Raw genomic sequence first — 26503 nt, forward strand, 5'->3', positions numbered from 1 at the left:
ATGGGTTGGCTTTTTTGCGTTTATAGCTTCTAAAAATTAAGCTAACAAAAATTATGGCGAGTAAAAGCGGCTAAAACAGTACGTTCTGATACATCTAAGTAGCCTTCCATCACAATTACTACTTCTTCTACTTTTTCTTCTATAAGCAACTGCACTATTTGTTCATTTTTTTCAATATAAGGTGCATGTAGAAGTTGTGGATCGTTCGAGTCAAAAGTCCCTCTTGTGTAAGAAGATGAAATACTTCTCTTAATGTATCGCGAGAGATAGCTAATGAATCGCTTAATGCTGTTTCAGAAAGTTTTTCACCAGGAGATAATTCTCCAATAGTAATTTTTTGTCGAATAATATCTGAAATTTTTTGAGAAAGAATTTGTGGTGATGGTTTTACCTGCATTATCTTTCACTACAGGATTAATATAAAATTCTATTCTATCTAAATGTCAATAAAATGTTAAATTCGCGAGCTTGTTTGCACTTTTGATACCTCATATTTAAATCTATTGGCTTATTTATCCATCTATTATTAATGGTTCAACAATCTATTATAGATTGAAGGGGTGGCTAGTGTATTACCTTTTCATCAAGAAATGATGAAAGATGCTGATTTTACAGAAAATTTTAAAGTACATACTCGTTGGATAGAAACTGATTTTAACGCAATAAATAGTGATTTGCCTCGTAGTAAATCATCAAAAAATGAAGATTTAGTTCGTACTTTTATTGAAATTGACGGTCGTCGTCATGAACTCGCATTACCAGCCCACTTACTCTCACTTTCGGCAGTAATCCCAAGTGCTATTAATGCAAATAATGAACTAGAAGAAAACTTAAAAGCGGTTACAGCACCAATCTCAGAGGTATTACATAGCTGGGTATTATCTGACGGCGATAACGTTAGTGAAGGCGATGTGATAGCTATAATGGAAGCAATAAAAATGGAAGTTCAGGTTATTGCTTCTCGTTATGGAGTGTTACAGCAAAAAGCTAAAACAGGTGAATATTTTTCAGCAGAATCGGTCTTAGCTGAAATTAATTAGCTGAAGCCAAAATATCTATTGTTCTATTTATAAATAAAAAGCGGTCTATATAAGATCGCTTTTTATTTTTTGACATATTAAGCGCTAGGCGAGCCTTCAGGTAAAGCGGACTTCGGTAAACCAAACACTTTGTCAAATACCCAGTTATATACAAAAGTATAACAAGGAATAATGATAATTAAGGCAAAATCCATCACCAATGCCTGCCATAACGAAACATTTAACCACCATGCAATCAATGGAATAAGAAACAATACAAGCGTCAGCTGAAACCCAATAGCATGAATTAATCGGCGTCTAAAAGTGCGTACTCTTGAAGTTTGGCGACTTTCCCAAAACTCAAATAAACAGTTATAAATAAAATTCCAGCTAACGGCGATCGTTGTAATCATTAATGCTAAAGGACCCGTTACTGTGGTTGAATTATTTGAGAGTAACGCTAATCCCACTGAAGAAATAATCCAACCAATTATTTCATAAGCCGTCACATAGACTATCTTGCGTTTAATACCTTGCATCTATTTCTCTTTTCTGTGGATAAGAATGATTAAGCATCGTAAGATAAATCAATCAAAATGACAGAGAAAGTCAGCTAGTATCAATTTAACTGAAATATCAGGAGTGAATATGCAGTTTTCAAGCGAACATATTGCGTTATTTTTAGCAGTGATGGATAAAGGCTCTTTCTCTGCTGCAGCTCGTTCACTAAATAGAGTGCCATCAGCCGTGAGTATGGCGATTGGAAATATGGAAGCAGAATTAGGCTATGCTCTTTTTGAGCGTTCATCTCGAGAGCCTAAGCCGACTGAAAAAGCGAAAGCACTTGAACCTCATGCAAGAATGATTGCTGAACAATTAAAGCTTTTACAGGTTCATGCGCAAGAATTATCGATGGATCTAGAAAGTATATTAAATATTGGTGTGGCTGCTGATATTAATCCTGATTATTTATTACCTGCGTTATCTGAGCTTACTCAGCGTTATCCTTTGTTGAATGTGAACATTATAACGGCAGCACAAGACGATATTATCGAAATGCTACATTCTCATAAAATTCAGCTTAGCCTTGTCTATGGTGGGTTATATGTTAATGGCGATGAGCAATTTCAGTATTTAGGCTCAGAATCGTTAGTGGCAACGATTTCAGCAAGCCATATTGCATTAGCGCATCCAGCGGGTGTATTTATTGAAGATTTAGTGAATATTCGTCAAATAATGATTGCTAGCCCAACAAAAAAATTACGAGACGTGCGTTCTTTAGTTGCAACAAATTATTGGCAAACCGATAGTTTTCAAATGGCATTAGGCATGGTTGAAGCAGGCATGGGATGGGGAAATCTACCTTATTCATTGATTTATAATCAGCTTCAAAAAGGCAAATTAAAACGACTTGAATTTAAAAATACGAAAAATGAATTGCGTTTACCGATACATGCTATGTGGTTAAAAGAGGAATCATTACAAAAAGGGGCAAAAGAATTAGTTGAGCTGATGAATATTCATCAGCCCATTGTACCTAATTTTGACTAATCAACGCGTTGTTGATGTACCCAAACTGCCACTTCCACACGTGATTTTAGCTTCATTTTTTTCAGTAAATGTTTTACATGAACTTTAACTGTGCTTTCTGTGATATCAAGCTTACGCGCGATCATTTTATTCGATAACCCTTGAGCTATCAGTTTTAAGATATCGCGTTCACGAGGTGTAAGTTGTTCAATATCTCGATCATTATCAGATCTATCTTCACGTAATGATTCAGCCAAAATAGGTGTTAAGGTTGGGCTTACCACCATTTTACCTGCTGCTGCTTGTTTTAGTGCTGCAAGTAAATCTTCTGGCTCCATATCTTTTAAAAGGTAACCATCTGCACCACGTTTTAATGCTGTGACTAAATCATCGCTATAGTTTGATACACTAAACACGACGATCCTTCCTGATAAGGATTTTAAACGTAATTGATCGAGTGTCTCAAAACCATTCATTCCTGGCATATTGAGATCAAGTAAAATTAAATCAGGATCGAGTTCTTCCGCTAATTTTATCCCTTCAATTCCGTCACCCGCTTCACCGACAACGGTTAATGTAGTATCTAAGCTAAGAAGTTGCTTTACACCATTGCGCAACATTGGGTGATCATCAATTAATAAAATTGTCGCTTTTTCCGCGATTGATCCCATATTATTCATTACGACTTACTCCATTTTCGACAGGATCTTTATGTGTAGTAATTAATGGAAATTTAACAATAACTTGTGTTCCGCCCTGTTCACGAACACTAATAGTATAAGAGCCATTAAGGCTATTTGCGCGTTCACGCATAATAATTAATCCATAATGATTTAATTTTTCGGGATTAGGGCCAATTCCTTCGCCATTATCACTAATTTTTAATTCAATCTTACCATCATCAAGCGCTAAAAAGACTTCAGCCCAGTTCGCATTTGCATGTTGTAAAATATTATTAAGCGCTTCACGAACAATTTGTACAACATGAATACTTTGATGTGAGTTAACGCATTTTGCTGGTAGCTGATAATCAAAATTAATCGTAAAGCCTAAACGTTGATTAAATTCAGATAAAGTACTTTCTAATGCAGCCAATAATCCAGGTTCCGTAAGTTTTAAACGAAACGTCGTTAATAATTCTCTTAATTGGCGATAGGCGACATTAAGTTCTTGCCGCATCTCTTTTAATAATTTTTGGCAGTTATCAGGCAATGTTTCAGATTGAATCTGTAAATAACTGACTTGCATTTTTAAACATGAAAGTGATTGTGCAATAGAATCATGAAGCTCACGAGCAATCGCAGAACGCTCATCCATAAGTAATAGCTGTTGTTGTTGTTCGTTTTGTTGTTCCATTGCTAACATTGCTGAAATTTGTTTTGTTAATAATAACATAAGGTTATTTTGTTCGTCAGTGAGTGTAACACCATCAGGCAGTTGCATTACAAATAGCCCATAACGATGAAGATTATCACTGAGTTCCCAATGTAATAACGTATTACTTAAAGAAGGCTTTATAAATAAATGATCATCACAGCGCTCACATTGCTTATCAGGACAATAGTTAGGACGTGATTGTGGATCTAAACTTATCTCATTAAATAGAGTGTGGTGGTTATCTTCATATAGACGTATTTGTAAATAAGCACTAGGAATAATGTGTTGAAGTTCTAATAAAATTTGTCTTAAGCGTGAGCAAAGCGGTGCTTGTGAATGCAACTGTTGACTTGAATGGTAAAGATAAGAAAGTACTTGGTTTTTTTGTTGCAAATCCTGTGTTTTTTCAACAACTCTTTTTTCTAATTCACTATAAAGGGTTGAAAGTTCTTCAGACATAGTATTGAAAGCAATGCCTAATGTAGAGATTTCGTCGTGATGGATATGATGTTCAAAGCGTGTTGAAAAATTACCATGACCAATCGAATTAGCCATTTTCATCAATTGTTGCCAAGGATGCAATAAGCGCCTGCGAAAATGCCAAACAGATCCAAAAAGTAATAAAAAGGTGAGTGCGGTAAATGTAAATTGAGTATAAGCAACAAGGCGTATTTTTTGTTCAGTGAGTTGATCAATACCTAGTACTAATTCATCAAGTTGAGAAACAAAATTAACAACTTCCTGCTGTGCATCCTGAGATGATTTAGCCTTAATTAATGTCGGTTTTAATATTTGTTGCCAGTATTTATTGAGTTTTTCATATTGATTTTTGAGTGAAGGCGTACTGATTACCTGAAGTAATTCATCACTTTTTAAATCATTTTCTAACTCATTAATATATTTTAAGCTATACTCATCGTTAGGAAAGGATGCCAATAAGCGATAACTCTGCATTCGCAAGGAACCAGACTTATTTATTGCATGTGCATTACCTTGAACACTTAAGATAATATGATTAGAAATAGCCATGCCAACCACGCCTAATAGCGTAAAAAGCAACATTAGAATGGCGATTTGGTTGATTATAGAAAAACGGTAGTTCCAACGAACTTGATTAGTTGTCATGACTTTTTTCTCAGTATTACTTTACACTATCTTGCCTTAAAAACACCCTCAATGTCATATACTACTAAAGTATTACTCCTAAATATCTATCATTAATTATTTCATCTATAAACTATAAGGTTATTTGATTAATTCTTTGATTTATAATCATTAAGTAATAGTACTACTCTTAATACTTAAGTATAAACCCAAGCTTTAGTTCAAAAATCAAACAAATGTTTGCTTGATTCAGATCATGACGAGTAAATAAATCTAATCGTAAAAAGGTGTCAATTTAACCGTTAACCGAGGTTGTTATGGCACTCACTCAACACCAAGAAAAAACCAAAAAAGGTGTTATCGAAGATTGGCATCCTGAAGATAAAGCTTTTTGGGAAAAAACAGGGCAAAAAGTCGCATCACGTAATTTATGGATTTCTATTCCTTGTTTACTTTTATCTTTTTGCGTTTGGATGCTTTTTAGCGCAGTTGCTGTCAATTTGAATAAAGTTGGCTTTAACTTTACCACAGATCAACTCTTTATGTTGACCGCGCTACCTTCTGTTTCTGGCGCGATTTTACGTGTTCCTTATTCATTTGTTATCCCTATTTTCGGCGGTCGTCGTTGGACTGCAATCAGCACAATCTTTCTTATCATTCCTTGCTTATGGCTAGGATTTGCGGTGCAAGATACTACAACGACTTATTCCACTTTCATTATTATTTCACTTCTGTGTGGTTTTGCTGGTGCAAACTTTGCATCTAGTATGGCTAATATTAGCTTTTTCTTTCCTAAAGCTCGTCAAGGTGGTGCGCTAGGCCTTAATGGTGGATTGGGTAACTTGGGTGTCAGTGTGATGCAATTAATTGCCCCCTTTGTTATCGGTATTGGTGTCTTCACTATGTTTAGTGGCCCTGGTGTTGAGCAAGCTGATGGCTCTCACTTATGGCTAGAAAATGCGGCTTGGATTTGGGTACCCTTTTTAATTATTTTCACTTTTGCTGCTTGGTTTGGTATGAATGACTTAGCTGCAAATAAAGCTTCTTTACGCCAGCAACTTCCCGTTCTTAAACGTGGTCACCTTTGGTTACTTAGTATTCTTTACCTGTGTTCTTTTGGTTCATTTATCGGCTTCTCTGCTGGTTTTGCCATGCTTTCTAAAACACAGTTTCCAGATATTGTTATTTTGCACTATGCCTTCTTTGGTCCTTTCTTAGGTGCCTTAGCGCGTCCTGTTGGTGGTGCATTATCCGATAAATTCGGTGGTATTCGCGTCACGCTGATTAACTTCATCATTATGGCTATTTTCTCTGCACTTTTATTCTTAACTTTGCCAGAACAGGGTGCTGGTGGCTCATTTATTGCTTTTTACGGCGTATTTATGGTGCTGTTTTTAACTGCCGGTTTAGGAAGTGGTTCAACATTCCAAATGATTGCGGTGGTCTTTAGAAAAGTCACTATTGATCGTATGAAAGCACAAGGTGCAAGTAATGAAGATGCTCAAAAAGAAGCGGTAACAGAAAGCGCCGCTGCCCTTGGCTTTATCTCTGCTATTGGTGCTATTGGTGGATTTTTTATCCCAAAAGCCTTTGGTACATCACTCGCGATGACTGGGTCACCTGCAGGAGCAATGAAAATCTTTGTTCTCTTTTATGTCGCCTGCGTTCTGATCACTTGGTTGGTCTATGGACGTAAACAAAACAAACAATAATGACAAATTATATTTTTATGCAATGTGAGAGCGCTACTGCGCGTTGGGAGATCATCTAATGAGTAAATTTCTCGATAGATTCCGCTATTTTAAACAACTTGGTGATACCTTTTCAAAAGATCATGGCCAAGAACTCAATGTTAATCGTGATTGGGAAGACGGTTATCGTAGCCGTTGGCAACATGACAAAATTGTTCGCTCTACTCATGGTGTTAACTGTACTGGCTCATGTAGCTGGAAAATCTATGTCAAAAATGGCTTAGTGACTTGGGAAACCCAGCAAACGGATTATCCTCGTACTCGCCCTGATTTACCCGATCATGAACCTCGTGGGTGCCCTCGTGGTGCAAGTTATTCGTGGTATTTATACAGCGCTAATCGTGTCAAATATCCTATGGTACGTAAGCGTTTAATCAAATTATGGCGTGAAGCAAAAGCAGAATATAGCGATCCTGTTGATGCATGGGCTTCGATTATTCGTTCACCCGAAAAAACAAAAAGTTATAAGCAAGCTCGTGGTCGTGGCGGTTTTGTTCGTTCATCATGGTCTGAAGTTAATGAATTAATTGCAGCCGCGAATATTGTTACAGCTAAAGAATTTGGTCCTGATCGTATTATTGGCTTTTCACCAATCCCTGCCATGTCAATGGTGTCATATGCTGCGGGAGCTCGTTACTTATCGCTGATTGGTGGCGCATGCTTAAGTTTCTACGATTGGTATTGCGATTTACCACCAGCATCACCAATGACATGGGGTGAGCAAACAGACGTTCCTGAATCTGCTGACTGGTATAACTCGTCTTACCTTATTGCCTGGGGTTCTAACGTTCCTCAAACACGTACACCTGATGCACATTTCTTCACAGAAGTTCGCTATAAAGGCACAAAAACCGTCGCAGTTACGCCTGACTACGCTGAAATTGCAAAATTATGTGACCAATGGTTAAACCCTAAACAAGGTACTGATAGCGCAATGGCGATGGCGATGGGACACGTTATTCTTAACGAGTTCCACGTAAAACGCCAAGCTGAATATTTCAGTAACTATGTGCGTACTTACACCGATATGCCTATGTTGGTCATGTTAGATAAGCATGATTCAGGTAATTTAGTCGCAGGTCGTATGTTACGTGCTTCTGATCTGGTTAATAATCTTGAACAAGAGAAAAACCCAGAATGGAAAACTATTGCAATTGGTGAACAAACCCAGCAATTAGTTGCTCCTCAAGGCTCAATGGGCTTTAGATGGGAAGGTGCGGCTAAATGGAATCTTGAGCCAAAAGATGGCAAAAGCGGTGAAAATGTCACATTACAGCTTGGTTTATTAGACAACCATGATGATGTTGTTGATGTCGCATTTCCTTATTTCGGTGGTATTAAAAGCGAATACTTTGAAGGTGTTGCGCTAAATGATGTCCTTGTACATAAACTCCCTGTTAAGCGCATTACGCTAGCGAATGGCGAAGAGAAATATGTCACAACTGTTTATGATTTATTGTTAGCAAACTATGGTGTTGATCGCAGTTTAAATGATGAAAATTGCGCATCAAACTATGATGAGATTAAAGCGTATTCACCGGCTTGGGCTGAAAAAGTCACTGGTGTAAATCGCCAAGATATTATCCGTATTGCTCGTGAGTTTGCCGATAATGCAGAAAAAACTCATGGTCGTTCTATGGTTATCGTGGGTGCAGGTATTAACCACTGGTATCACATGGATATGACTTATCGTGGCATTATCAATATGCTGATTTTCTGTGGTTGTGTTGGTCAAAGTGGTGGTGGTTGGGCACACTATGTTGGACAAGAAAAGCTACGTCCACAAACTGGTTGGTTACCATTAGCCTTTGGGCTTGACTGGCAACGTCCTCCTCGCCATATGAATAGCACCTCATTTTTCTATAATCACTCAAGTCAGTGGCGCTATGAAACTGTTTCGCCTACAGAATTATTATCACCTTTAGCGGATAAATCTCGCTTTACGGGGAGTTTGGTTGATATGAATGTGCGTTCAGAGCGCATGGGGTGGTTGCCTTCTGCTCCACAACTTAATCTCAATCCACTTTCTATCGCGAAAAAAGCACAAAAAGCGGGTGTTACACCTGCTGATTATACCGTAAACGCATTGAAATCCGGTGAAATCCGTTTTGCATCAGAACAACCTGATGATCCACAAAACTTCCCTCGTAATTTATTCATTTGGCGTTCTAACTTATTAGGTTCAGCAGGTAAAGGTCATGAATATTTACTGAAGTACTTGCTGGGTACAGAAAATGGGTTACAAGGTAAAGATTTAGGCGAACAAGGCCAAGTAAAACCACAAGAAGTAGAATGGCAAGATAAAGGTGGTGAGGGCAAGGTTGATTTAGTGGTGACATTAGATTTTCGTATGTCTAGCACTTGTTTATTCTCTGATATTGTTTTACCTACTGCGACTTGGTATGAAAAAGATGATATGAATACATCGGATATGCATCCATTTATTCATCCATTAACGGCTGCTGTTGACCCTGCTTGGGAATCAAAAACAGACTGGGAAATTTACAAAGGTATAGCAAAAAACTTCTCTAAACTTTGTGTTGGTCATCTAGGTGTTGAAACAGATTTAGTGACGTTACCTATTCAACATGATTCAGCTGCTGAAATGGCGCAGCCTTTTGATGTGAAAGATTGGAAAAAAGGTGAATGTGATCTTATTCCTGGTAAAACAGCACCACATCTTGTACCTGTAGAGCGTGATTACCCAAATACTTATGCCCGTTTCACTTCATTAGGACCTTTGTTAGATAAGTTAGGCAATGGTGGTAAAGGTATTAGCTGGAATACACAAGACGAAGTCGATTTCTTAAAAAAACTCAATCGTGTTCGCCATGATGGTGTTGCTAAAGACCGTCCTGTTATAGAAACCGCTATAGATGCTGCTGAAGTTATTCTTTCTTTAGCACCAGAAACGAATGGGCAAGTTGCAGTAAAAGCGTGGGATGCATTAAGTAAAGTTACAGGCCGTGATCATACCCATTTAGCAACTGCGAAAGAAGATGAAAAAATACGTTTTCGCGATATCGTTGCACAACCCCGTAAAATTATCTCAAGCCCAACATGGTCAGGGTTAGAAGATGAACATGTCTCTTATAACGCGTGTTATACCAACGTTCATGAAATGATCCCATGGCGTACATTAAGTGGTCGCCAACAGCTATATCAAGATCATGAGTGGATGCGTGCTTATGGCGAAAGTTTAGTCGTTTATCGCCCACCTATTGATACACGAGCTATTGATTCAGTAAAAGGCAAAAAACCGAATGGTTTCCCTGAAAAAGCCCTGAACTTCCTGACACCTCATCAAAAATGGGGAATTCACTCAACTTATAGCGATAACTTATTAATGCTAACACTTGGTCGTGGTGGTCCAGTGGTATGGCTAAGTGAAGATGATGCTAAAGAAATGGGTATTCAAGATAACGATTGGGTTGAAGCTTATAACAGCAATGGCGCATTAACAGCGAGAGCAATTGTGAGTCAGCGTATTCCTGACGGTATGATTTATATGTATCACGCTCAAGAGCGACAAATAAATCTACCCGGCTCAGAAATAACGGGGATGCGAGGTGGTATTCATAACTCCGTCACACGTGTTTGCCCTAAACCAACCCATATGATTGGCGGATATGCGCAACTATCCTATAGCTTTAACTACTATGGCACTGTGGGTTCTAATCGTGATGAGTTCGTTGTGGTACGTAAAATGAAACAGATTGATTGGCTTGATGGTGAAGGTGATGCATATCAACAGACCCTGAATGGACAGGAGAAGGCATAATGAAAATTCGTTCACAAGTCGGCATGGTATTAAATCTCGACAAATGTATCGGTTGCCATACCTGTTCTGTCACCTGTAAAAATGTATGGACTAGCCGCGAAGGTGTTGAATACGCTTGGTTTAATAATGTTGAAACTAAACCAGGAACAGGTTATCCCCAAAATTGGGAAGACCAAGAAAAATGGAAAGGTGGCTGGATAAAGAATATCAAAGGTAAATTAGTCCCAAGAATGGGTAACCGTGTTGGACTATTATCTAAGATTTTTGCTAATCCAGATGTACCTGCACTAGACGATTATTATGAGCCATTTGATTATGACTATGAGCATTTAAAAAATGCACCAGAAGGCTCATTACCGACAGCTCGCCCTCGTTCTTTAATCACAGGGCAACGCATGACTAAAATCGAAAGAGGCCCTAATTGGGAAGACGATTTAGGTGGTGAATTTAGCAAACGTGCTGCTGATAAAAACTTTGCCAATATGCAAAAAGAAATGTATGGACAGTTTGAAAATACATTCATGATGTATTTGCCTCGTTTATGTGAGCATTGTTTAAATCCTGCATGTGTTGCGACATGCCCTAGTGGTGCCATTTATAAACGTGCTGAAGACGGTATTGTGCTTATCGATCAGGATAAATGTCGTGGTTGGCGCATGTGTTTAACGGGTTGTCCATATAAAAAAATCTACTTTAATTGGAAAAGTGGCAAATCAGAAAAATGTATTTTCTGCTATCCACGTATTGAAGCAGGTCAACCGACGCTGTGCTCAGAAACTTGTGTAGGTCGTATTCGTTACTTAGGTGTGATGCTGTATGACGCAGATAAAATCTCACAAGCAGCCAGTGCTGATAACGAAAAAGATTTATATCAAAGTCAGTTAGATATCTTTCTTGATCCCTTTGATCCAGAAGTTATTGCTGCCGCTGAAGAGCAAGGTATTCCATTAAGTGTTATTGATGCTGCTCAGCGCTCACCTGTCTATAAAATGGCGGTTGATTGGAAACTTGCATTACCACTGCACCCTGAATATCGCACCTTACCTATGGTGTGGTATGTGCCACCATTGTCACCTATTCAGTCAGCAGCAGATGCGGGAGTATTACCACATACAGGCGTATTACCTGATGTAGAAAGCCTACGTATTCCTGTTCAGTATTTAGCCAATCTATTGACCGCAGGGGATACTGCTCCAGTACTATTAGCATTAAAACGTATGTTAGCAATGCGTCATTACAAACGTGCTGAAACAGTAGAAGGCAAAGTTGATCTTAGTGCATTAGAGCAAGTTGGACTAACAGAAGCTCAAGCACAAGAGATGTATCGTTATCTTGCTATCGCCAACTATGAAGATCGCTTTGTAATTCCATCAAGTCATCGCGAGTTAGCGAGAGAAGCATTCCCAGAACGTAATGGCTGTGGATTTAGTTTTGGTGATGGTTGCCATGGTAGTGATAGTAAATTTAATCTATTTAACAGCCATCGTATTGATGCGATTGATATCACTGCGAAAACACCTCAAGATCAACGTCGCTCAGAGGAGAAAATATAATGATTTCTCTTAAAGTGATTTCTCATCTCTTAGATTATCCCACAGAAGAGTTGTGGGCACATCGTGATGAAATCATTGATGCATTACAGGAAGCGGATGAGCTTCCTGTTACTCAAGTTGCTAAATTAATGGCTTTTACGCGTTCATTAATGCAATCAACATTATTGGATGCGCAATCTCATTATAGCGAGCTGTTTGATAGAGGAAGAGCGAGATCACTTCTGTTATTTGAGCATGTTCATGGTGAATCGCGAGATAGAGGTCAGGCTATGGTCGATCTCTTAAATCAATATCAGCAAGCGGGGATCACCTTAAGTAGCCGTGAATTACCAGATTACTTACCCACTTATCTTGAATATTTAACTTTGTTATCACCAAAAGAGAGCATTGAAGGATTAAATAATATTGCCCCTATTTTGGCTTTATTAAGTGAGCGTTTAAAACAAAGAGGAAGTGATTATCATGCTCTTTTTGATGTTCTCCTTTGCTTATCTGAAAGTGGGCTAGAAGCATCTCAATTGGCAACACAAGTCGAAAATGAACCACGAGATGATACACCAGCTGCATTAGATGCAGTATGGGAAGAAGAGCAAGTCACATTTTTGGGTGAAGGTGCTCAGTGTGGGAGTAGTGATGTCGGCCAACATCAGCGTCGTTTTGCTCAAGAAACGGCTACACAATACCTTAACTTTGGGTCTTCATCAGAAATGGGAGCACAAAAATGAATTATATTAATATATTACTTTTTGATATTTACCCCTATATCGCTGGTGCTGTATTTCTTATTGGTAGCTGGCTACGTTATGACTATGGTCAATACACATGGCGAGCAGGCTCTAGCCAAATGCTAGACAAAAAAAATATGCGATTGGCATCTAACCTTTTCCATATCGGCATTATCGGTATTTTTATTGGTCACTTTTTAGGAATGCTGACACCGCATTGGATGTATGAGTCATTTCTACCCATTGAATATAAACAGTTAATGGCGATGATTGGTGGTGGTAGTTGTGGTGTGTTAATGCTTATTGGTGGCGTTATGCTACTCAAACGTCGTTTAACCAATCCACGGGTGAGAGCAACGTCTTCTTTCGGCGATATTATGATTTTAACGTTACTTGTTATTCAAGTGGCGTTAGGTCTGCTGACTATTCCATTCTCGCTAGGTCATATGGATGGCAGTGAAATGATGAAGCTGGTGGCATGGGCACAATCTATTGTCACATTCCATGGTGGTGCTTCAGCTCATTTAGAAGGTGTAGCCTTAGTATTTAAACTTCATATTTTCTTAGGGATGACGCTTTTCTTATTGTTCCCATTCTGCCGATTAGTGCATATTTGGAGTGTACCGATTGAGTATTTAACTCGTCGTTACCAAATTGTTCGTAATCGACACTAATAGGATTATTTTTTCCCAGAGTTGATTTGAGACTTTTTAACTGCGCTTATCTCACCCCCGCCCGCGGGGGTTTTTTTATATCTTGTTACAAGGAACGTTATGCTATGAGTGATAATGTAGGAAAGAATTTTGGTCTTATAGAGCGAAATGAAATAAAAGGGAAAAACTATACAATTAGAGAAACAATTACTATAAAGATAGTACCATCACATACTATATATACAGATATAAATAACCAATCAACAAAATCAAAGTTTGGGCATGCTTGGATTGAGTTTAAAGGAGAATCCATTGGTTGGGGAATGGGAGAGTCTAAAATAGAAGGTGGTTTAGATAATTTAACCTTTCATGATTCTGAGGGATATGATCCCAACAAAGTGACAAGCGTTACATTACCCTTATATACCAATGAAATTATTGGGAGAATTAATAATGCAATACCAAAAATGAAGTCGGGTGACTATACGCATTTTGAGAGTAGCTATAATCTATTTAATAATAATTGTATTGATTTTGTGAACTATATATTAGCGCTAACTGAGAATGGAGAACACAATCCAGATTATATTTTGCAATTAATTGGCGATACTCCTGATGAAATTATTGAAAAAATGGAAGAGTATGTTGATGAACAGAAAGAAACTGAAACACCGTTAGTGATTGCATTGACTGGTGATGGTATTTTGACATTACCTGATGATGATAATATTCATTTCGATCATAATAATGATGGAGTAAAAGAGTCAACGGGTTGGATAGATAGTAATAGTGCATTTCTTGTATTTGATAAAAATAGAAATGGTATTATAGATAATGGCAATGAAATGTTTGGTAATAATACCACTGATATATTAGGAGACTATGCAAAACACGGATTTGATGCATTATATCAGTATGATAATAATCAAGATAATATAATTGATAATAATGATTTAATCTGGGTTTCTTTAAATCTATGGATAGATAAAAATATTGATGGAATAACAGATGTTGGTGAGATGATTAATATAGAATATTCAGGTATAGAATCAATAAATTTAAATTACAAAAAAAACGGTAGTATAGATGAAAATGGTAATAAAAATTTATTAACAAGCTCAGTTATATGGAAAAATGGATCTCATACTGAGATTTCAGATATTGTATTTAATACTCATACTTCTTTTTCCCAACAAAATAATGCTTTATTTAATAATGGTGACTTATGGTGATAAAATATAAATTTATTCGAATTTTGTTACTTATCATTCCATTTATTTTAAGTAGTAAAATAATGGCTGATATTCTTGTTCCTGATAAAGTTTATTCTCATACTCCCGATTTTCTAGCATCGTCCAGCATAAAAATGCCAAATACAAAAGATGAATTTTATAATTTAATAAAACTTGCTGATAATGGTAATAGTGAGGCGAATTGGATGGTTTCAGTTATTTATCAGCAAAGTGGAAATAGTGCAGAAGCTGAAAAATATTATCAACGCTCTATTGATAGACAAGATGATTATATGGGGCCATCAGCAGTAAATTTGGGTTATATGTATGATAAAAATAATAATATTAAAAAGGCAATGGCATTATTTCATCAAGCAGGTGATGCAGGTTATTATGGCGGTTATCAAGCAGTAGGTACGGAGTATTTTTTAGGGCGTGATGTACCGTTAGATTTTGAAAAAGCGAAATTTTATTATAAGAAGGCAGCCGAATTAGGGTGCTATGAATGTCAATATTATATTGATAACTGGGATGGGGTTGTAAAGCTAAAAATGAAAGATTTAAAAAGAAAAAAATAAAACGATATATAGACTTATGATATAAAAACCCCATGCTTGATATTGAGCATGGGGTTTTGTCTATTTGCTATTGCAAAAATTTAATTTTGAGTTGATGGTGATTCACCAAAACAAAGATTATTTTTGTTATTAATACCGCCATCGGGCGATGTATAACCTAAACATCCTAATAAAGAATCAAAGATATTATGGTGATAGAAAACTCGGCCACTTTCTTCATTATGTTTTAGATTATCAAATAAGGCTTTATTATCGGGTTCTGCTAAATAACTATCAGACATCCATACAACAAAAGGGACTTTAAATTGTTCTGGTGGTGCGATTTCTTTTGGAGTGCCATGTAAGCCACCTTTTTCTGAAATAGATTCACCATGATCTGAGGTATAAAAAACAATCGCTTTTTTATCACGTAATGTATCGATAACACCATCAATAAAGTAATCGGTATAAAGAATAGAATTATCGTAAGCATTAATCAGTTGTTGTTTTGTGCAATCATCATCCACATTTAAACATTCAGGTTGATATTTTCTAAATGATTGAGGATAGCGTTGCGAATACATAAAGTGCGAGCCTTTAGTATGCAAAATCACTAAATGATTTCCTTTAGGATGATGTGCAACAGAATTTTTTACCTCAGAGATAAGCAACGTATCATCTAATTCTTTACCGAAATTACTGCTCTTGGCCGTCATCATTTCTTTCATTGCATAGTTATCTAAATCTAGCTGATTATAAAACCAGAGTTCACTTTGCATTGAAAAAAGCTCAGATGACATACCTAAATGATTAAGTATTGAGAAGATATTGTTTTCTTTTAGTGTTCTTTGCGCATTCTTTTCTGTTCCATTTTCACGTACAAACATACATTTCAATGAAAGTTTAGTGGCGGTATCACAAGAAATACCTTTAAACGCAACCAGATTTTTTTCTTGAGATAATAACGGGTTAGTTTGTCTTTCATAACCAAATAAGCCCATATGATCCCATCTTGCCGTTTCGCCAATTATAAACACGACATAAGTATCATCATTTGCTTTTGATGGTTGATAAGTAAAGTGTTCTGCGGGATCAAATAATAATGGGCTATTAAACTTATCATCATATTGTGTTATGCCATATTGAAAGAGCGGAATAATCCAATTGGTTGGTAAATAAGCGTAACTTAAGCCCCCACTATAACTTGGTAAATCAAGATTATTATGGATCTCATAGGCTTTTTGTTTTGAATCTAACGTTTTTAAGTAAGCAAAAACGGCGAGTGCGATGATGAACATTTTAGCTGTATTTTTCAGCCATATTTTTCTTTTTTGTTTTAACGTTAAATTTTTCTCTGGTTGTTTACATAACCAAATCAGAGTGAGTGGTAAAACAGATAAACCCACAATCCACAAGATAACATTAGAACTAATCAATTCTTGTGATAAATCGAGATCCGTTGTTGTGAGTGTTGAGATTATTATGCCGTAACCAATGACAACATCAAAAAATGAGATGTAATAGCTCGCGCAAACGCTAACGATAAGAATAAACGAGGCGATTATTTTAAAAAATAAAGTACCGAAAAAAGAGAGTAATCGTAATAGAAAAAAGGTAAAGGCAATATTTACTACGATCTCACCCAAGACATATAAAGTATCAAGGAGGATGCTTTGTGTATGCTGTGTACCATAACGACTAATATATACAGATAAGTTTAGAAAAAAACCGATATATACCGCTAAAAATAGAGCAACGTTTTCCTTTGTAAATCTTAAAAACTTTAATTTTTGCATATGAAATTGTTATCAATATTTATGGTGTAGAGGACTTTATGACCCCAAAGAAACTATCAGGTTCAGTATTATGTTCTTTTTTTTATTGATATATTTATAAAAATAAATTTAATTTCTAGTTTATAAAAAATTATTATTTATCAATAGATGAAATTACTTATTTCAATATTAATTATTTTATTTATCGTCATCAATATCGTCATTAGTGTCGAAAATATATTTTATATCTTTTTTTTATATTATTTATTTTCTCTTTTAGTTTTATTTCCTTTATTTTTCATCAGATTATATTTTCTTAAAAATAAAATCTTATTTGGCACATTCTCTGCATATAGATACAAGAGAAGGTCAGGTGTAAGCCTGAAAGTTGATGAATACAGGAGCAATGTTGATGAAAAAAGTCATCACGGTCTGTCCGTATTGCGCCTCAGGATGCAAAATCTATCTGAAGGTGGAAAACGGTAAAATTATTGGCGCTGAAGGTGCTAATGGTTTAACAAACCAAGGTGAGTTGTGTCTTAAAGGCTATTATGGATGGGATTTTATTCATGATACTAAGATACTGACTCCACGTCTTAAAACACCGATGATCCGTCGTGAAAGAGGCGGAAAATTAGAGTCTGTCTCTTGGGAAGAAGCGATAGAGTTTGCAACGAGTAAACTACTCGCGATTAAAGAAAAATATGGCCCTAAATCAATCATGACAACAGGCTCATCGCGAGGACCGGGTAACGAAGCTAACTTTGTTATGCAGAAATTCGCTCGTGCTGTCATTGGTAATAATAATATAGATTGCTGTGCTCGTGTCTGACACGGCCCTTCGGTTGCAGGTCTGCAGCGTTCGGTCGGTAATGGTGCTATGAGCAACTCAATCGTTGAGATTGAGGATACCCAATGTATATTTGTCTTCGGCTATAATGCCGCAGACTCGCATCCTATTGTTGCTCGCCGTATTGTAAAGGCAAAAGAAAAGGGTGCTAAAATAATTGTTTGTGATCCACGTTATATCGAAACTGCCCGTTTAGCAGATTTGCATTTGGGCTTAAAAAATGGATCTAACATTGCATTATTAAATGCGCTTGCTCATGTGATAATCAAAGAAAAATTATACGATCAATCTTTTATTGAAAATCACACTGAACAATTCGAGGAGTATTGCCAATTAGTCGAAAGCTATACACCAGAATCTGTTGAAGAAATTACAGGGTTAAGTGCACAAATTATCCGTGAAGCAGCGCGTATGTATGCGAAAGCTAAAACGGCAACAATCCTATGGGGTATGGGTGTTACTCAATTCTATCAAGGTGTTGAAACTGTTCGTTCTTTGACAAGTCTTGCCTTATTAACCGGGAATTTTGGTAAAAAATACGTTGGTGTTGGGCCTGTTCGTGGTCAAAATAATGTTCAAGGTGCCTGTGATATGGGCGCGTTGCCTAATACGTTACCAGGCTATCAGTATGTGGATGATGCTAAAGCACGCGAAAAATTTGCTAAAGCATGGGGCATTGAATCTATGCCTGATGAAGTGGGTTACGCATTAAGTGAAGTCCCTCATAATATCGACCATGGTTTATTAAAAGCCCACTATATTATGGGTGAAGATCCACTACAAACTGAGCCGGATCTTGCCACAATTCGTAGAACATTTGAAAAACTCGACTTATTGATAGTACAAGATATCTTTATGACTAAAACTGCATCTATTGCAGATGTTGTTTTACCTGCGACTTCTTGGGGTGAGCATGAAGGTGTCTATACATCAGCCGATAGAGGATTCCAACGTTTCTATAAAGCGGTTGAGCCTGTCGGTGATGTTAAAACTGATTGGCAAATTATCAGTTTAATGGCAACCGCAATGGGCTATCCAATGCACTATAACAATACCAAAGAAATTTGGGATGAGTTACGTGAATTATGTCCAATTTACTATGGTGCAACCTACGAAAAAATGGCGGATTTAGCTTATATTCAATGGCCTTGTCCAACAGAAGATAGCCCAGGAACACAATATCTTTATGATGGTGGGCATTTTGATACGCCTAATGGTAAAGGGCAGTTCTTTACCTGTGATTGGGCGCCTCCTATTGATAAGCTATCTGATGAATTTCCAATGGTATTGGCTACAGTGCGTGAAGTTGGGCACTATTCTTGTCGTTCAATGACAGGTAACTGTAAAGCATTAGCGGCATTAGCAGATGAACCGGGTTATGTGCAACTTAATACTCAAGATGCGAAACAGTTAGGTATAAAAGATCAAGAACTGGTGTGGATACGTTCTCGTCAAGGTAAAGTCATTACGCGTGCAGGTGTGAGTGATCGTCCTAATAAAGGTGCTGTCTATATGACATATCAATGGTGGATTGGTGCTTGTAATGAATTGGTTGCTGAAAACTTAAGCCCAATTACCAAAACGCCTGAGTATAAATATTGTGCTGTTTGTGTTGAATCAATTAAAGCTCAAGCTCAAGCTGAACACTATGTGAAAACTGAATATAGCAATATTAAACGACGTTTAAGAGAAGCTGCTGAAGGTTAATTACAGTACTCATATTTTATCATAATAAATAGAGCTGGGTTTATTGATGAATATATCAGTAATCTCAGCTTTTTTATTTTCACTTATTTCTTATTTTCTCAGTTTATTTTCTATTCCATTCATTATCCCTTCTCTATATTGATGAAATATCAAGCTTGCGTTGGCTCACAGGAAAAAAAGTAACATGTTACTTTTGTGGTAATTCGTTTCTAAATCAAGCGGATAAATTGCTTTTTAGTTAAAGGCAGCGCAGGATGCTGTCATGGAAATGAGTGTAAGAAAACAACAACGAGATAAATATGAAAAAACTCATTAATGCCCTACAAGCGTTTGGAAAATCCTTATATGGTCCTGTGCTGATACTGCCGATAGTTGGTTTGTATATCGCACTAGGTAACGTATTTGGGAATGGCAATCTTGCGGAATATGTTCCGTTTTTACAACACCCGATAATTCAAAGCATTGGACAATTACTGGCAAAATCATCTGTTGCAATTTTAGTGAATTTAGCACTGATTTTTGCAGTAGGTATTCCAATTGGTTTGGCGAAAAAAGACAAAGGTTATGCAGGACTCATTGGCCTTGTGACCTTTGTTATTTTTATCAATGCGATGAATATTACGCTAACACTACAGGGAAAACTGGTTAGTGCTGATGAAATGAGAGCCGCAGGCCAAGGTATGGTACTTGGTGTGCAAGTGCTGGAAATGGGTGTTTTTGCCGGTATTTTGACAGGTGCAATATCAGGATGGTTGTATAACCGCCATTCAAGCCGTCAATTTAATGGTGTAATGGCAATTTATTCTGGTCATTGTTTTGTCGCTATTATTACTATTCCATTTACTATTGCCCTTGGTGTTTTGATGTGTGAAATCTGGCCTTTTGCTCAAGCCGGTATCACCAAAATGGCGCTTATTATTCATGATTCAGGTGCATTTGGTGCACTTATTTATGGCTTTTTAGAACGAATACTCATCCCTACTGGATTACACCATTTAGTCTATACCCCATTTTTATACACAGAATTAGGTGGTGTTGCTGATGTCTGTGGCACGACTTATCAAGGTGCTAGAAATATCTATTTTGCTGAAATGGCATGTCCTGAAGTAAAACAGCTTAGTCATACTGTTATTTGGGATGCACGAGGTATTGCCAAAATGTTTGGTTTAACTGCGGCAGCAGCAGCCATGATCACTGTAGCGAAAAAAGAGAAAAAGCAGATGGCGAAAGCAATTTTAATACCTGCTGCGGTGACTTCTTTTTTATTAGGTGTTACCGAACCTCTAGAATTTTCATTTCTCTTTGTTGCACCAATCTTATTTGTGGTTCATGCCGTATTAACCGGAATTGGCATGATGCTGTTTTATCTTTTAGGTGTTCATGCCATAGGCGCTAATGGTGTTATTGATTTTATTTTATATAACTTGCCATTAGGAACTGAAAAATCGAATTGGCCAATGTATATCGTGGTGGGTTTGATTATGTCAGTCCTTTATTTTGTCATTTTCCGCACTCTGATTTTAAAACTCGATTTGAAAACACCAGGTCGTGAAGATGACGACGAAGAAACGCGCTTATATAGCAAAAATGATTTCCAACAGAAGACGACTCAACAAACAAATACAGTAACAGAACACACAATAAATGCATTAGGTGAAGAGATTATCGAAGGATTAGGTGGTCGTGAAAATATTGAAACGGTAGACAATTGTTATACCCGTTTACGAGTAATAGTTAAAAATGTTGATGAAATTCATGAAGATAAGCTGAAGGAAACCGGAGCTAAAGGTGTTGTTCGCCATGGTAATAATGTTCAGGTTGTTTATGGATTACATGTCAAAAAAATGCGTGAAGCGGTCGAAGCCGCACTTTGATAGGAGAAAGAGATATGAATAAGTCACCCTTTATCTTAAGTATTGCAGGCGGCGGAAGTACTTATACCCCAGGTATTGTTAAAAGCTTAATGGTTCGATTAGCAGACTTCCCACTAAGTGAAATCCGTCTTTATGATATTGATAAAGAGCGCCAAGAAACGATTGCACCTGTAGTTGAAAAAGTCATTAGAGATCATAGCGAGACAATTAAATTTACAGTAACAATAGATGCACAAACTGCTTTTGAAGGTGCACATTTTGTATTTGCTCAAATGCGAGTAGGCCAGTATAAAATGCGCGAGCAAGATGAAAAGATCCCATTACGTCATGGTGTTGTAGGACAAGAAACGTGTGGTCCTGGTGGATTGGCTTATGGTCTACGTACTATTTTACCTATGGTTGAGTTAATCGATCTTGTTGAAAAGTATGCTTCTCCTAAAGCATGGATAGTGAACTATTCTAATCCAGCTGCGATAGTGGCTGAAGGTGTACGCCGTTTACGTCCTCATGCACGTGTATTAAATATCTGTGATATGCCAGTTGCGGCTATGCGTAATATGGCAGCAATCTTAAATGCCGATCGTCATGATCTTGATGTTGATTACTTTGGATTAAACCACTTTGGTTGGTTTACGTCTGTTCGTGTTAAAGGTGAAGAAAAACTTCCTCAATTACGTGAACATATCGCAAAATTTGGGCTTTTAACGGAAGATGCTGCACAGACTGATCCTCAGCATTCAGATCCATCATGGGTGAAAACATGGCGTCATATCCAGCCTTTAATGGATGCTTTCCCTGAATACATCCCAAATCCATATTTACAATACTATTTAATGCCAAATTATATCGTAGAGCATCAAGATCCGAATTATACACGCGCTAATGAAGTGATGGATGGCCGTGAAAAACGTTTATTTGAAGCTGCTCGTGAATATAAAGAAACAGGTATTTTGCCTGATGCGTTTCACGTTGGCGTGCATGGTGCATTTATTGTTGATGTAGCGTGCTCTTTAGCATTCAATTTACGTCAACGTCACTTAGTCATTGTTGAAAATAAAGGTGCTATTGCCGGCTTACCTTATGATGCTATGGTAGAGGTACCCGCATACATTACAGAACATGGTCCTGAACCTATACGTGTTGGTGATATTCCTCGTTTCTATCGTACTTTATTAGAGCAACAACTTGCCTCAGAACAATTGCTGGTGGAAGCAACACTTGAAGGTAACTATGAAAAAGCACTAGAGGCTTTTACATTAAATAAAACAGTGCCAAGTGTTATTCATGCTAAAAAAATCCTCGATGATATGATTGAAGCAAATCGCGAATATTGGCCACAATTACATAAAGCGTATATCAAAGGTAAACGCGTGTAATATCAATACTTGCTGTTAATGGGTAATCTAATAAAATGCTGTTCTATCATCAGAACAGCATTTTCCTTTTATGTAATAAGGATGATGCATCAATGAGGTAATAGATATGGCAGCCCGATTATCACCTTTACTATCAAGAGCCACAGGATTAACTCGCGCAGAATATCGTATTCTCTCTTATCTTATTGATAATCCTAGTCAAATAGGTAATGTTACTATTCGACAATTAGCGATAATAAACTTTGTTTCTACAACAACGGTTATGCGCCTTTGCCAAAAGTTAGGATTTTCTGGATACAGTGAATTAATTTACTACTGTAAACAACTTTTATCATCTTTTGAACAATCACACTCACTTACTTTTGAAGAAAACCAAACTACAGAGCCTTTGTTTGAACTCTTTTTAGAAAATTATTTAAAGACATTTGCGCTTATTCCTGAAGTCCGTAAAAATGAATTTACTTCTTTAATTAATGGAAAGAACTCATTTTTTATTTATGGTGCTGGTTTATCTCATATATTTTCAGAATACATCAGTAAACGCTTACAACTTATTGGTAAAGATGCCTTTTTATCCGGATTAAGTGATAGTAAGAATATCTTTATTAATAATGCCTCTCGCTACTCTGTCTTTATTGCTATTTCTCGTAGTGGAGAAACAGAGCAAGTTGTAGAAAAGGCCAAGATTGCGAAAAGTATAGGAATGAAAATCGTAGTATTTACTCGCGCTAATGCAAATTCATTAGCAGAGCTTGCCGATATTCATTTCCCTATTTATGACGATGCTGTTAATTATCAAAGTGATACGATAGAGAGCTCGTCTTTTGAATCAAATCTAATTTTAATTATTGATTTGTTACTCAGCCGAGCCCGTCGTTTTTAAATATTACTTTTTCATTATCATATTAATTCTGTCTCTGATAATTGAACAGTTAATGGTAAATCAGGGTGTAAATTAGTCGAATCAAACTGATAAGAAGGGTGTGATTCCACTCTTGGATGACGAGATAGCATAATAATAAAATCTTGATAAGCTGATTTTTTATTATCATCAGTAAAAATAGGTGTACCACTATGATTTAATTCATTATCAGCGACTAAAAGAATATCGAGATATTGCGCATTGTTATGCTCATAAAGAATATTTGATGGGTTAACATCTTGCCAAGGAGTCCCTATTGGCTCTTCAGTAGTATGAACACGTATTGCACCTGAGTTATTTTTAACATTATTCTTATTCGCCATAATAATCATCGTATGATCAACACCGTCTTGATGAACACCTTCAATAGACAGTTCACTTAAAGAATCAGGTTGTGCAATTAATCTTAAGTGGAATACCGTTGAAAGCAGTTTTGATGATTTTGCATTACTTGTATGACGAGGCGTGAAGTGATTATCTTGAATTAATAACATCTTTAATTTCAATAAAGCCTGATAAGCAGTATTAAATTGCCAACGATCATCAATCGCCCTAAAGTGTCGCTTAGCACCACTATCTTCTCTAATAAAACCATCTTCTTTTGTTAATACAAAAGGTTGATATTCTAAACGAGAAATATTTTTTTCTTCATTATCAAAAAGATAACGACCTGTACGTGAATGGCGAAATGAAAGAGTAGGGTCTTGGGCTAAATAATCACCGTATTCAGATAGTTCATTAATATCTTTATCTTGAGCACCTAATCCTTTTATTAATTCAATAACTGTATTTTGAGAAATGAAAACATATTTATTTTTTTTATATTCTTCTTTTATTTTTTGGATTTTATCTATAAGTAGGGTATTCATATATAATATACTCCATTGATAATTTATTATATTAATAATATTTACTTGATAATATAAAATTATTATTAATTATTAAATTATATATAGAGATAATGAAACTTCAAATTAATAAAAAAAGAGTGTAATAAATTAATTACACTCTTTTTACATTTAGGTGTTAATCATTTTTCAATTAAAGGATTTCAGGAATAGAAATACCTAAGCGTTGCATTCGAGACAATAATGTTGTTCTTTTCAATCCTAATTTTAATGCGGCTCCTCTCGCTCCTGCGACAACACCATTTGTTTCTCTTAATGCTTGAATGATACGATCCCTTTCTGCTTCATCATTTTCTGGTGCATGAGTTTGCATTCGTCTTTCAAGCGAAGAAGGCTCAGAAAACACCTGCTTTAAACGAGATGGCTTATTTATATGTAATTCTTTTAATTGTAGGTTTAATGTAGAGCCTCTTGTTAAAATAACAGCTCTTTCGATAATATTCTCTAGTTCACGAACATTACCAGGCCACGGATAATGTGTTAATTGCTCTAATGCTTGTGCTGGAATACAGTCAATTTGTCTATCCATACGACGTGCTATTTTCTGCGTAAAATATTTTGCTAATAACGCAATATCTTCAGGGCGTTCTCTTAATGGCGGAATAATAATAGGAAAAACATTAAGTCTATAGTAAAGATCTTCTCTAAATTCGCCTTCATCGGTTAATTCATGTAAATCTTTATTTGTTGCTGCAATAAGCCTGACATCCACGGGAATAACTTTATTACCACCTAGTCTTTCTATTTCCCTTTCTTGCAATACGCGTAATAGTTTAGGTTGTAATTCAATTGGCATATCACCAATTTCATCAAGAAATAGAGTGCTTTTATCTGCCATTTCAAATCGGCCAATATGAGCGCTTGTTGCACCTGTAAACGCCCCTTTATCATGACCAAAAAGATCACTTTCTAATAAGCCTGAAGGTACAGCAGCGCAATTCATCTTTATCATCGTTTTGTTTTTACGCTGACTTAGGCGATGAATGGCACGAGCAATAAGCTCTTTACCTGTTCCTGTTTCACCTAAAATAAGTACAGTGCTATCGCTTCGCGCAACAAGTTCAATTTGTTCCAATACATTGTGCATAGCTGCACTTTGATAAATTATTTCACTAAAACAGGCATTTTTATCTATTTGTTCGTTAAGCCAAATATTCTCATTTTTCAGGCTATCTTTTAAATGTGTGATTTCTTCATAAGCAGCTGCATTTTCAATGGCGATACCAATACGTGCAGCGATTTGTTGCAGCAAATGACACGTATCTTCTGTAAAAATAGCACTGTCTTCATGTGCCAAAATTAATAAACCAAGTGGTTTTCGATTAAATGCAAGTGGCAACAATAGTGCCGTTTGCATATTTTGTTTCACAAGGCGTTTTATCAACACATCATCTTGATCTTCTTTGTTTATATCAATCAAGACCGGATTATTTTGGTTAATAATTTCTTCAGCTTTGTTATTTGCGCTATTAAATTTGCGTTGCTGACGAATGACTGATTTTCCCGTTTGATAACGGCTAGAATAGAGTATCGCTTCATTACTGTTCTGTGATGGTGTACGGCATAGCATGAGACTAATATGATTAAGTCCAAGAAAACGATGTATTTCTTTAGAAACTTCACAAATGAGACCATCCATATCTAAATGAGCTAATACCGAATTGGTAATATCAACCAATATACGATATTGGTTTCGCTCATTACGAAGGCTCTCTATAGTTTCAGCATTGTTACTGCTTAATTTCATGACACCACCGATTGCCCTAAAAAATTAGCTATATTGTAATAGGTTTATTTTAAAATTATATC

19 protein-coding genes and 1 pseudogene are annotated in these 26503 nt (G+C 36.6%); 13 read left to right on the forward strand and 7 right to left on the reverse strand.

The window, feature by feature from the left end:
• Window positions 1-208 precede the first annotated feature (208 nt).
• Window positions 209-397: pseudogene (locus M983_RS18070) on the reverse strand (GntR family transcriptional regulator); the annotation flags it as partial.
• Window positions 398-560: 163 nt separating this feature from the next.
• On the opposite strand from M983_RS18070, the gene M983_RS10455 reads away from it, so the two are divergent.
• Entirely contained in the window at window positions 561-1040 is a 480-nt protein-coding gene (locus M983_RS10455) for an acyl-CoA carboxylase biotin carboxyl carrier protein subunit (protein ID WP_066750118.1), read from the forward strand.
• 77 nt (window positions 1041-1117) lie between these two features.
• On the opposite strand, the gene M983_RS10460 is transcribed toward M983_RS10455, so the two are convergent.
• Window positions 1118-1558, reverse strand: a complete 441-nt coding sequence (locus tag M983_RS10460; protein ID WP_066750120.1) for a PACE efflux transporter — start codon at window positions 1556-1558, stop codon at window positions 1118-1120.
• 109 nt (window positions 1559-1667) lie between these two features.
• Between M983_RS10460 and M983_RS10465 the strand changes: the two genes are divergently transcribed.
• Window positions 1668-2570 carry a LysR family transcriptional regulator gene (locus M983_RS10465; protein ID WP_066750122.1) on the forward strand — a complete coding sequence of 301 codons (903 nt, stop codon included), beginning with the start codon at window positions 1668-1670 and terminating at the stop codon, window positions 2568-2570.
• Here M983_RS10465 and narL read toward each other — a convergent pair.
• Both narL and narX read right to left on the reverse strand, forming a co-directional pair.
• The gene (narL, locus tag M983_RS10470) at window positions 2567-3220 is read right to left on the reverse strand and encodes a two-component system response regulator NarL (protein ID WP_425415195.1); all 654 of its coding nucleotides are present in this window, start codon (window positions 3218-3220) and stop codon (window positions 2567-2569) included. The genes M983_RS10465 and narL overlap by 4 nt on opposite strands.
• 1 nt (window position 3221) lies before the next feature.
• Complete coding sequence (narX, locus tag M983_RS10475) at window positions 3222-5051, reverse strand: nitrate/nitrite two-component system sensor histidine kinase NarX (protein WP_066750126.1); 1830 nt, start codon at window positions 5049-5051, stop codon at window positions 3222-3224.
• Between the two features lie 296 nt (window positions 5052-5347).
• On the opposite strand from narX, the gene M983_RS10480 reads away from it, so the two are divergent.
• The 7 genes from M983_RS10480 to M983_RS10510 all read left to right on the forward strand — a co-directional run bounded on the left by M983_RS10480 (window position 5348) and on the right by M983_RS10510 (window position 15303).
• A complete protein-coding gene (locus M983_RS10480) occupies window positions 5348-6742 on the forward strand; it encodes a NarK family nitrate/nitrite MFS transporter (RefSeq protein ID WP_066750128.1) in 1395 nt (464 codons plus the stop codon).
• Between the two features lie 58 nt (window positions 6743-6800).
• A complete protein-coding gene (locus M983_RS10485) occupies window positions 6801-10562 on the forward strand; it encodes a nitrate reductase subunit alpha (protein ID WP_066750129.1) in 3762 nt (1253 codons plus the stop codon).
• The gene (gene narH, locus M983_RS10490) at window positions 10562-12115 is read left to right on the forward strand and encodes a nitrate reductase subunit beta (RefSeq protein WP_066750131.1); all 1554 of its coding nucleotides are present in this window, start codon (window positions 10562-10564) and stop codon (window positions 12113-12115) included. The genes M983_RS10485 and narH overlap by 1 nt, the downstream gene beginning before the upstream one ends.
• Window positions 12115-12840 carry a nitrate reductase molybdenum cofactor assembly chaperone gene (narJ, locus tag M983_RS10495; RefSeq protein WP_066750134.1) on the forward strand — a complete coding sequence of 242 codons (726 nt, stop codon included), beginning with the start codon at window positions 12115-12117 and terminating at the stop codon, window positions 12838-12840. The genes narH and narJ overlap by 1 nt, the downstream gene beginning before the upstream one ends.
• On the forward strand, window positions 12837-13514 hold the full coding sequence (narI, locus tag M983_RS10500) for a respiratory nitrate reductase subunit gamma (protein WP_066750136.1): 678 nt from the start codon (window positions 12837-12839) through the stop codon (window positions 13512-13514). Before narJ ends, narI begins: the two co-directional genes overlap by 4 nt.
• A 104-nt stretch (window positions 13515-13618) precedes the next feature.
• A complete protein-coding gene (locus tag M983_RS10505; RefSeq protein ID WP_066750138.1) occupies window positions 13619-14725 on the forward strand; it encodes a hypothetical protein in 1107 nt (368 codons plus the stop codon).
• Window positions 14722-15303: a tetratricopeptide repeat protein gene (locus tag M983_RS10510; RefSeq protein WP_167348682.1), complete on the forward strand. Its 582-nt coding sequence runs from the start codon at window positions 14722-14724 to the stop codon at window positions 15301-15303. The genes M983_RS10505 and M983_RS10510 overlap by 4 nt, the downstream gene beginning before the upstream one ends.
• Before the next feature lie 80 nt (window positions 15304-15383).
• On the opposite strand, the gene eptB is transcribed toward M983_RS10510, so the two are convergent.
• Window positions 15384-17078: a kdo(2)-lipid A phosphoethanolamine 7''-transferase gene (gene eptB, locus M983_RS10515; RefSeq protein WP_066750142.1), complete on the reverse strand. Its 1695-nt coding sequence runs from the start codon at window positions 17076-17078 to the stop codon at window positions 15384-15386.
• 391 nt (window positions 17079-17469) lie between these two features.
• Between eptB and fdhF the strand changes: the two genes are divergently transcribed.
• From fdhF to M983_RS10540, 4 genes are all read left to right on the forward strand, one after another.
• Window positions 17470-19614, forward strand: coding sequence for a formate dehydrogenase subunit alpha (fdhF, locus tag M983_RS10525; protein WP_083954587.1), 2145 nt, complete (start codon window positions 17470-17472; stop codon window positions 19612-19614).
• A 299-nt stretch (window positions 19615-19913) separates the two neighbouring features.
• A complete protein-coding gene (locus M983_RS10530) occupies window positions 19914-21488 on the forward strand; it encodes a PTS transporter subunit EIIC (protein ID WP_066750147.1) in 1575 nt (524 codons plus the stop codon).
• Between the two features lie 14 nt (window positions 21489-21502).
• On the forward strand, window positions 21503-22864 hold the full coding sequence (locus M983_RS10535; protein ID WP_066750149.1) for a 6-phospho-alpha-glucosidase: 1362 nt from the start codon (window positions 21503-21505) through the stop codon (window positions 22862-22864).
• 106 nt (window positions 22865-22970) lie between these two features.
• Complete coding sequence (locus M983_RS10540) at window positions 22971-23747, forward strand: MurR/RpiR family transcriptional regulator (protein WP_066750150.1); 777 nt, start codon at window positions 22971-22973, stop codon at window positions 23745-23747.
• A 17-nt stretch (window positions 23748-23764) separates the two neighbouring features.
• On the opposite strand, the gene M983_RS10545 is transcribed toward M983_RS10540, so the two are convergent.
• Window positions 23765-24655 (reverse strand): 2OG-Fe dioxygenase family protein, encoded by an 891-nt coding sequence (locus M983_RS10545; RefSeq protein WP_066750151.1) that lies wholly within the window; start codon window positions 24653-24655, stop codon window positions 23765-23767.
• 172 nt (window positions 24656-24827) lie between these two features.
• Window positions 24828-26441 carry a sigma 54-interacting transcriptional regulator gene (locus M983_RS10550; RefSeq protein ID WP_066750152.1) on the reverse strand — a complete coding sequence of 538 codons (1614 nt, stop codon included), beginning with the start codon at window positions 26439-26441 and terminating at the stop codon, window positions 24828-24830.
• Window positions 26442-26503 lie beyond the last annotated feature (62 nt).

Source organism: Proteus myxofaciens ATCC 19692 (assembly GCF_001654855.1).
In the GTDB taxonomy this organism is placed as follows: Bacteria; Pseudomonadota; Gammaproteobacteria; order Enterobacterales; family Enterobacteriaceae; genus Proteus; species Proteus myxofaciens.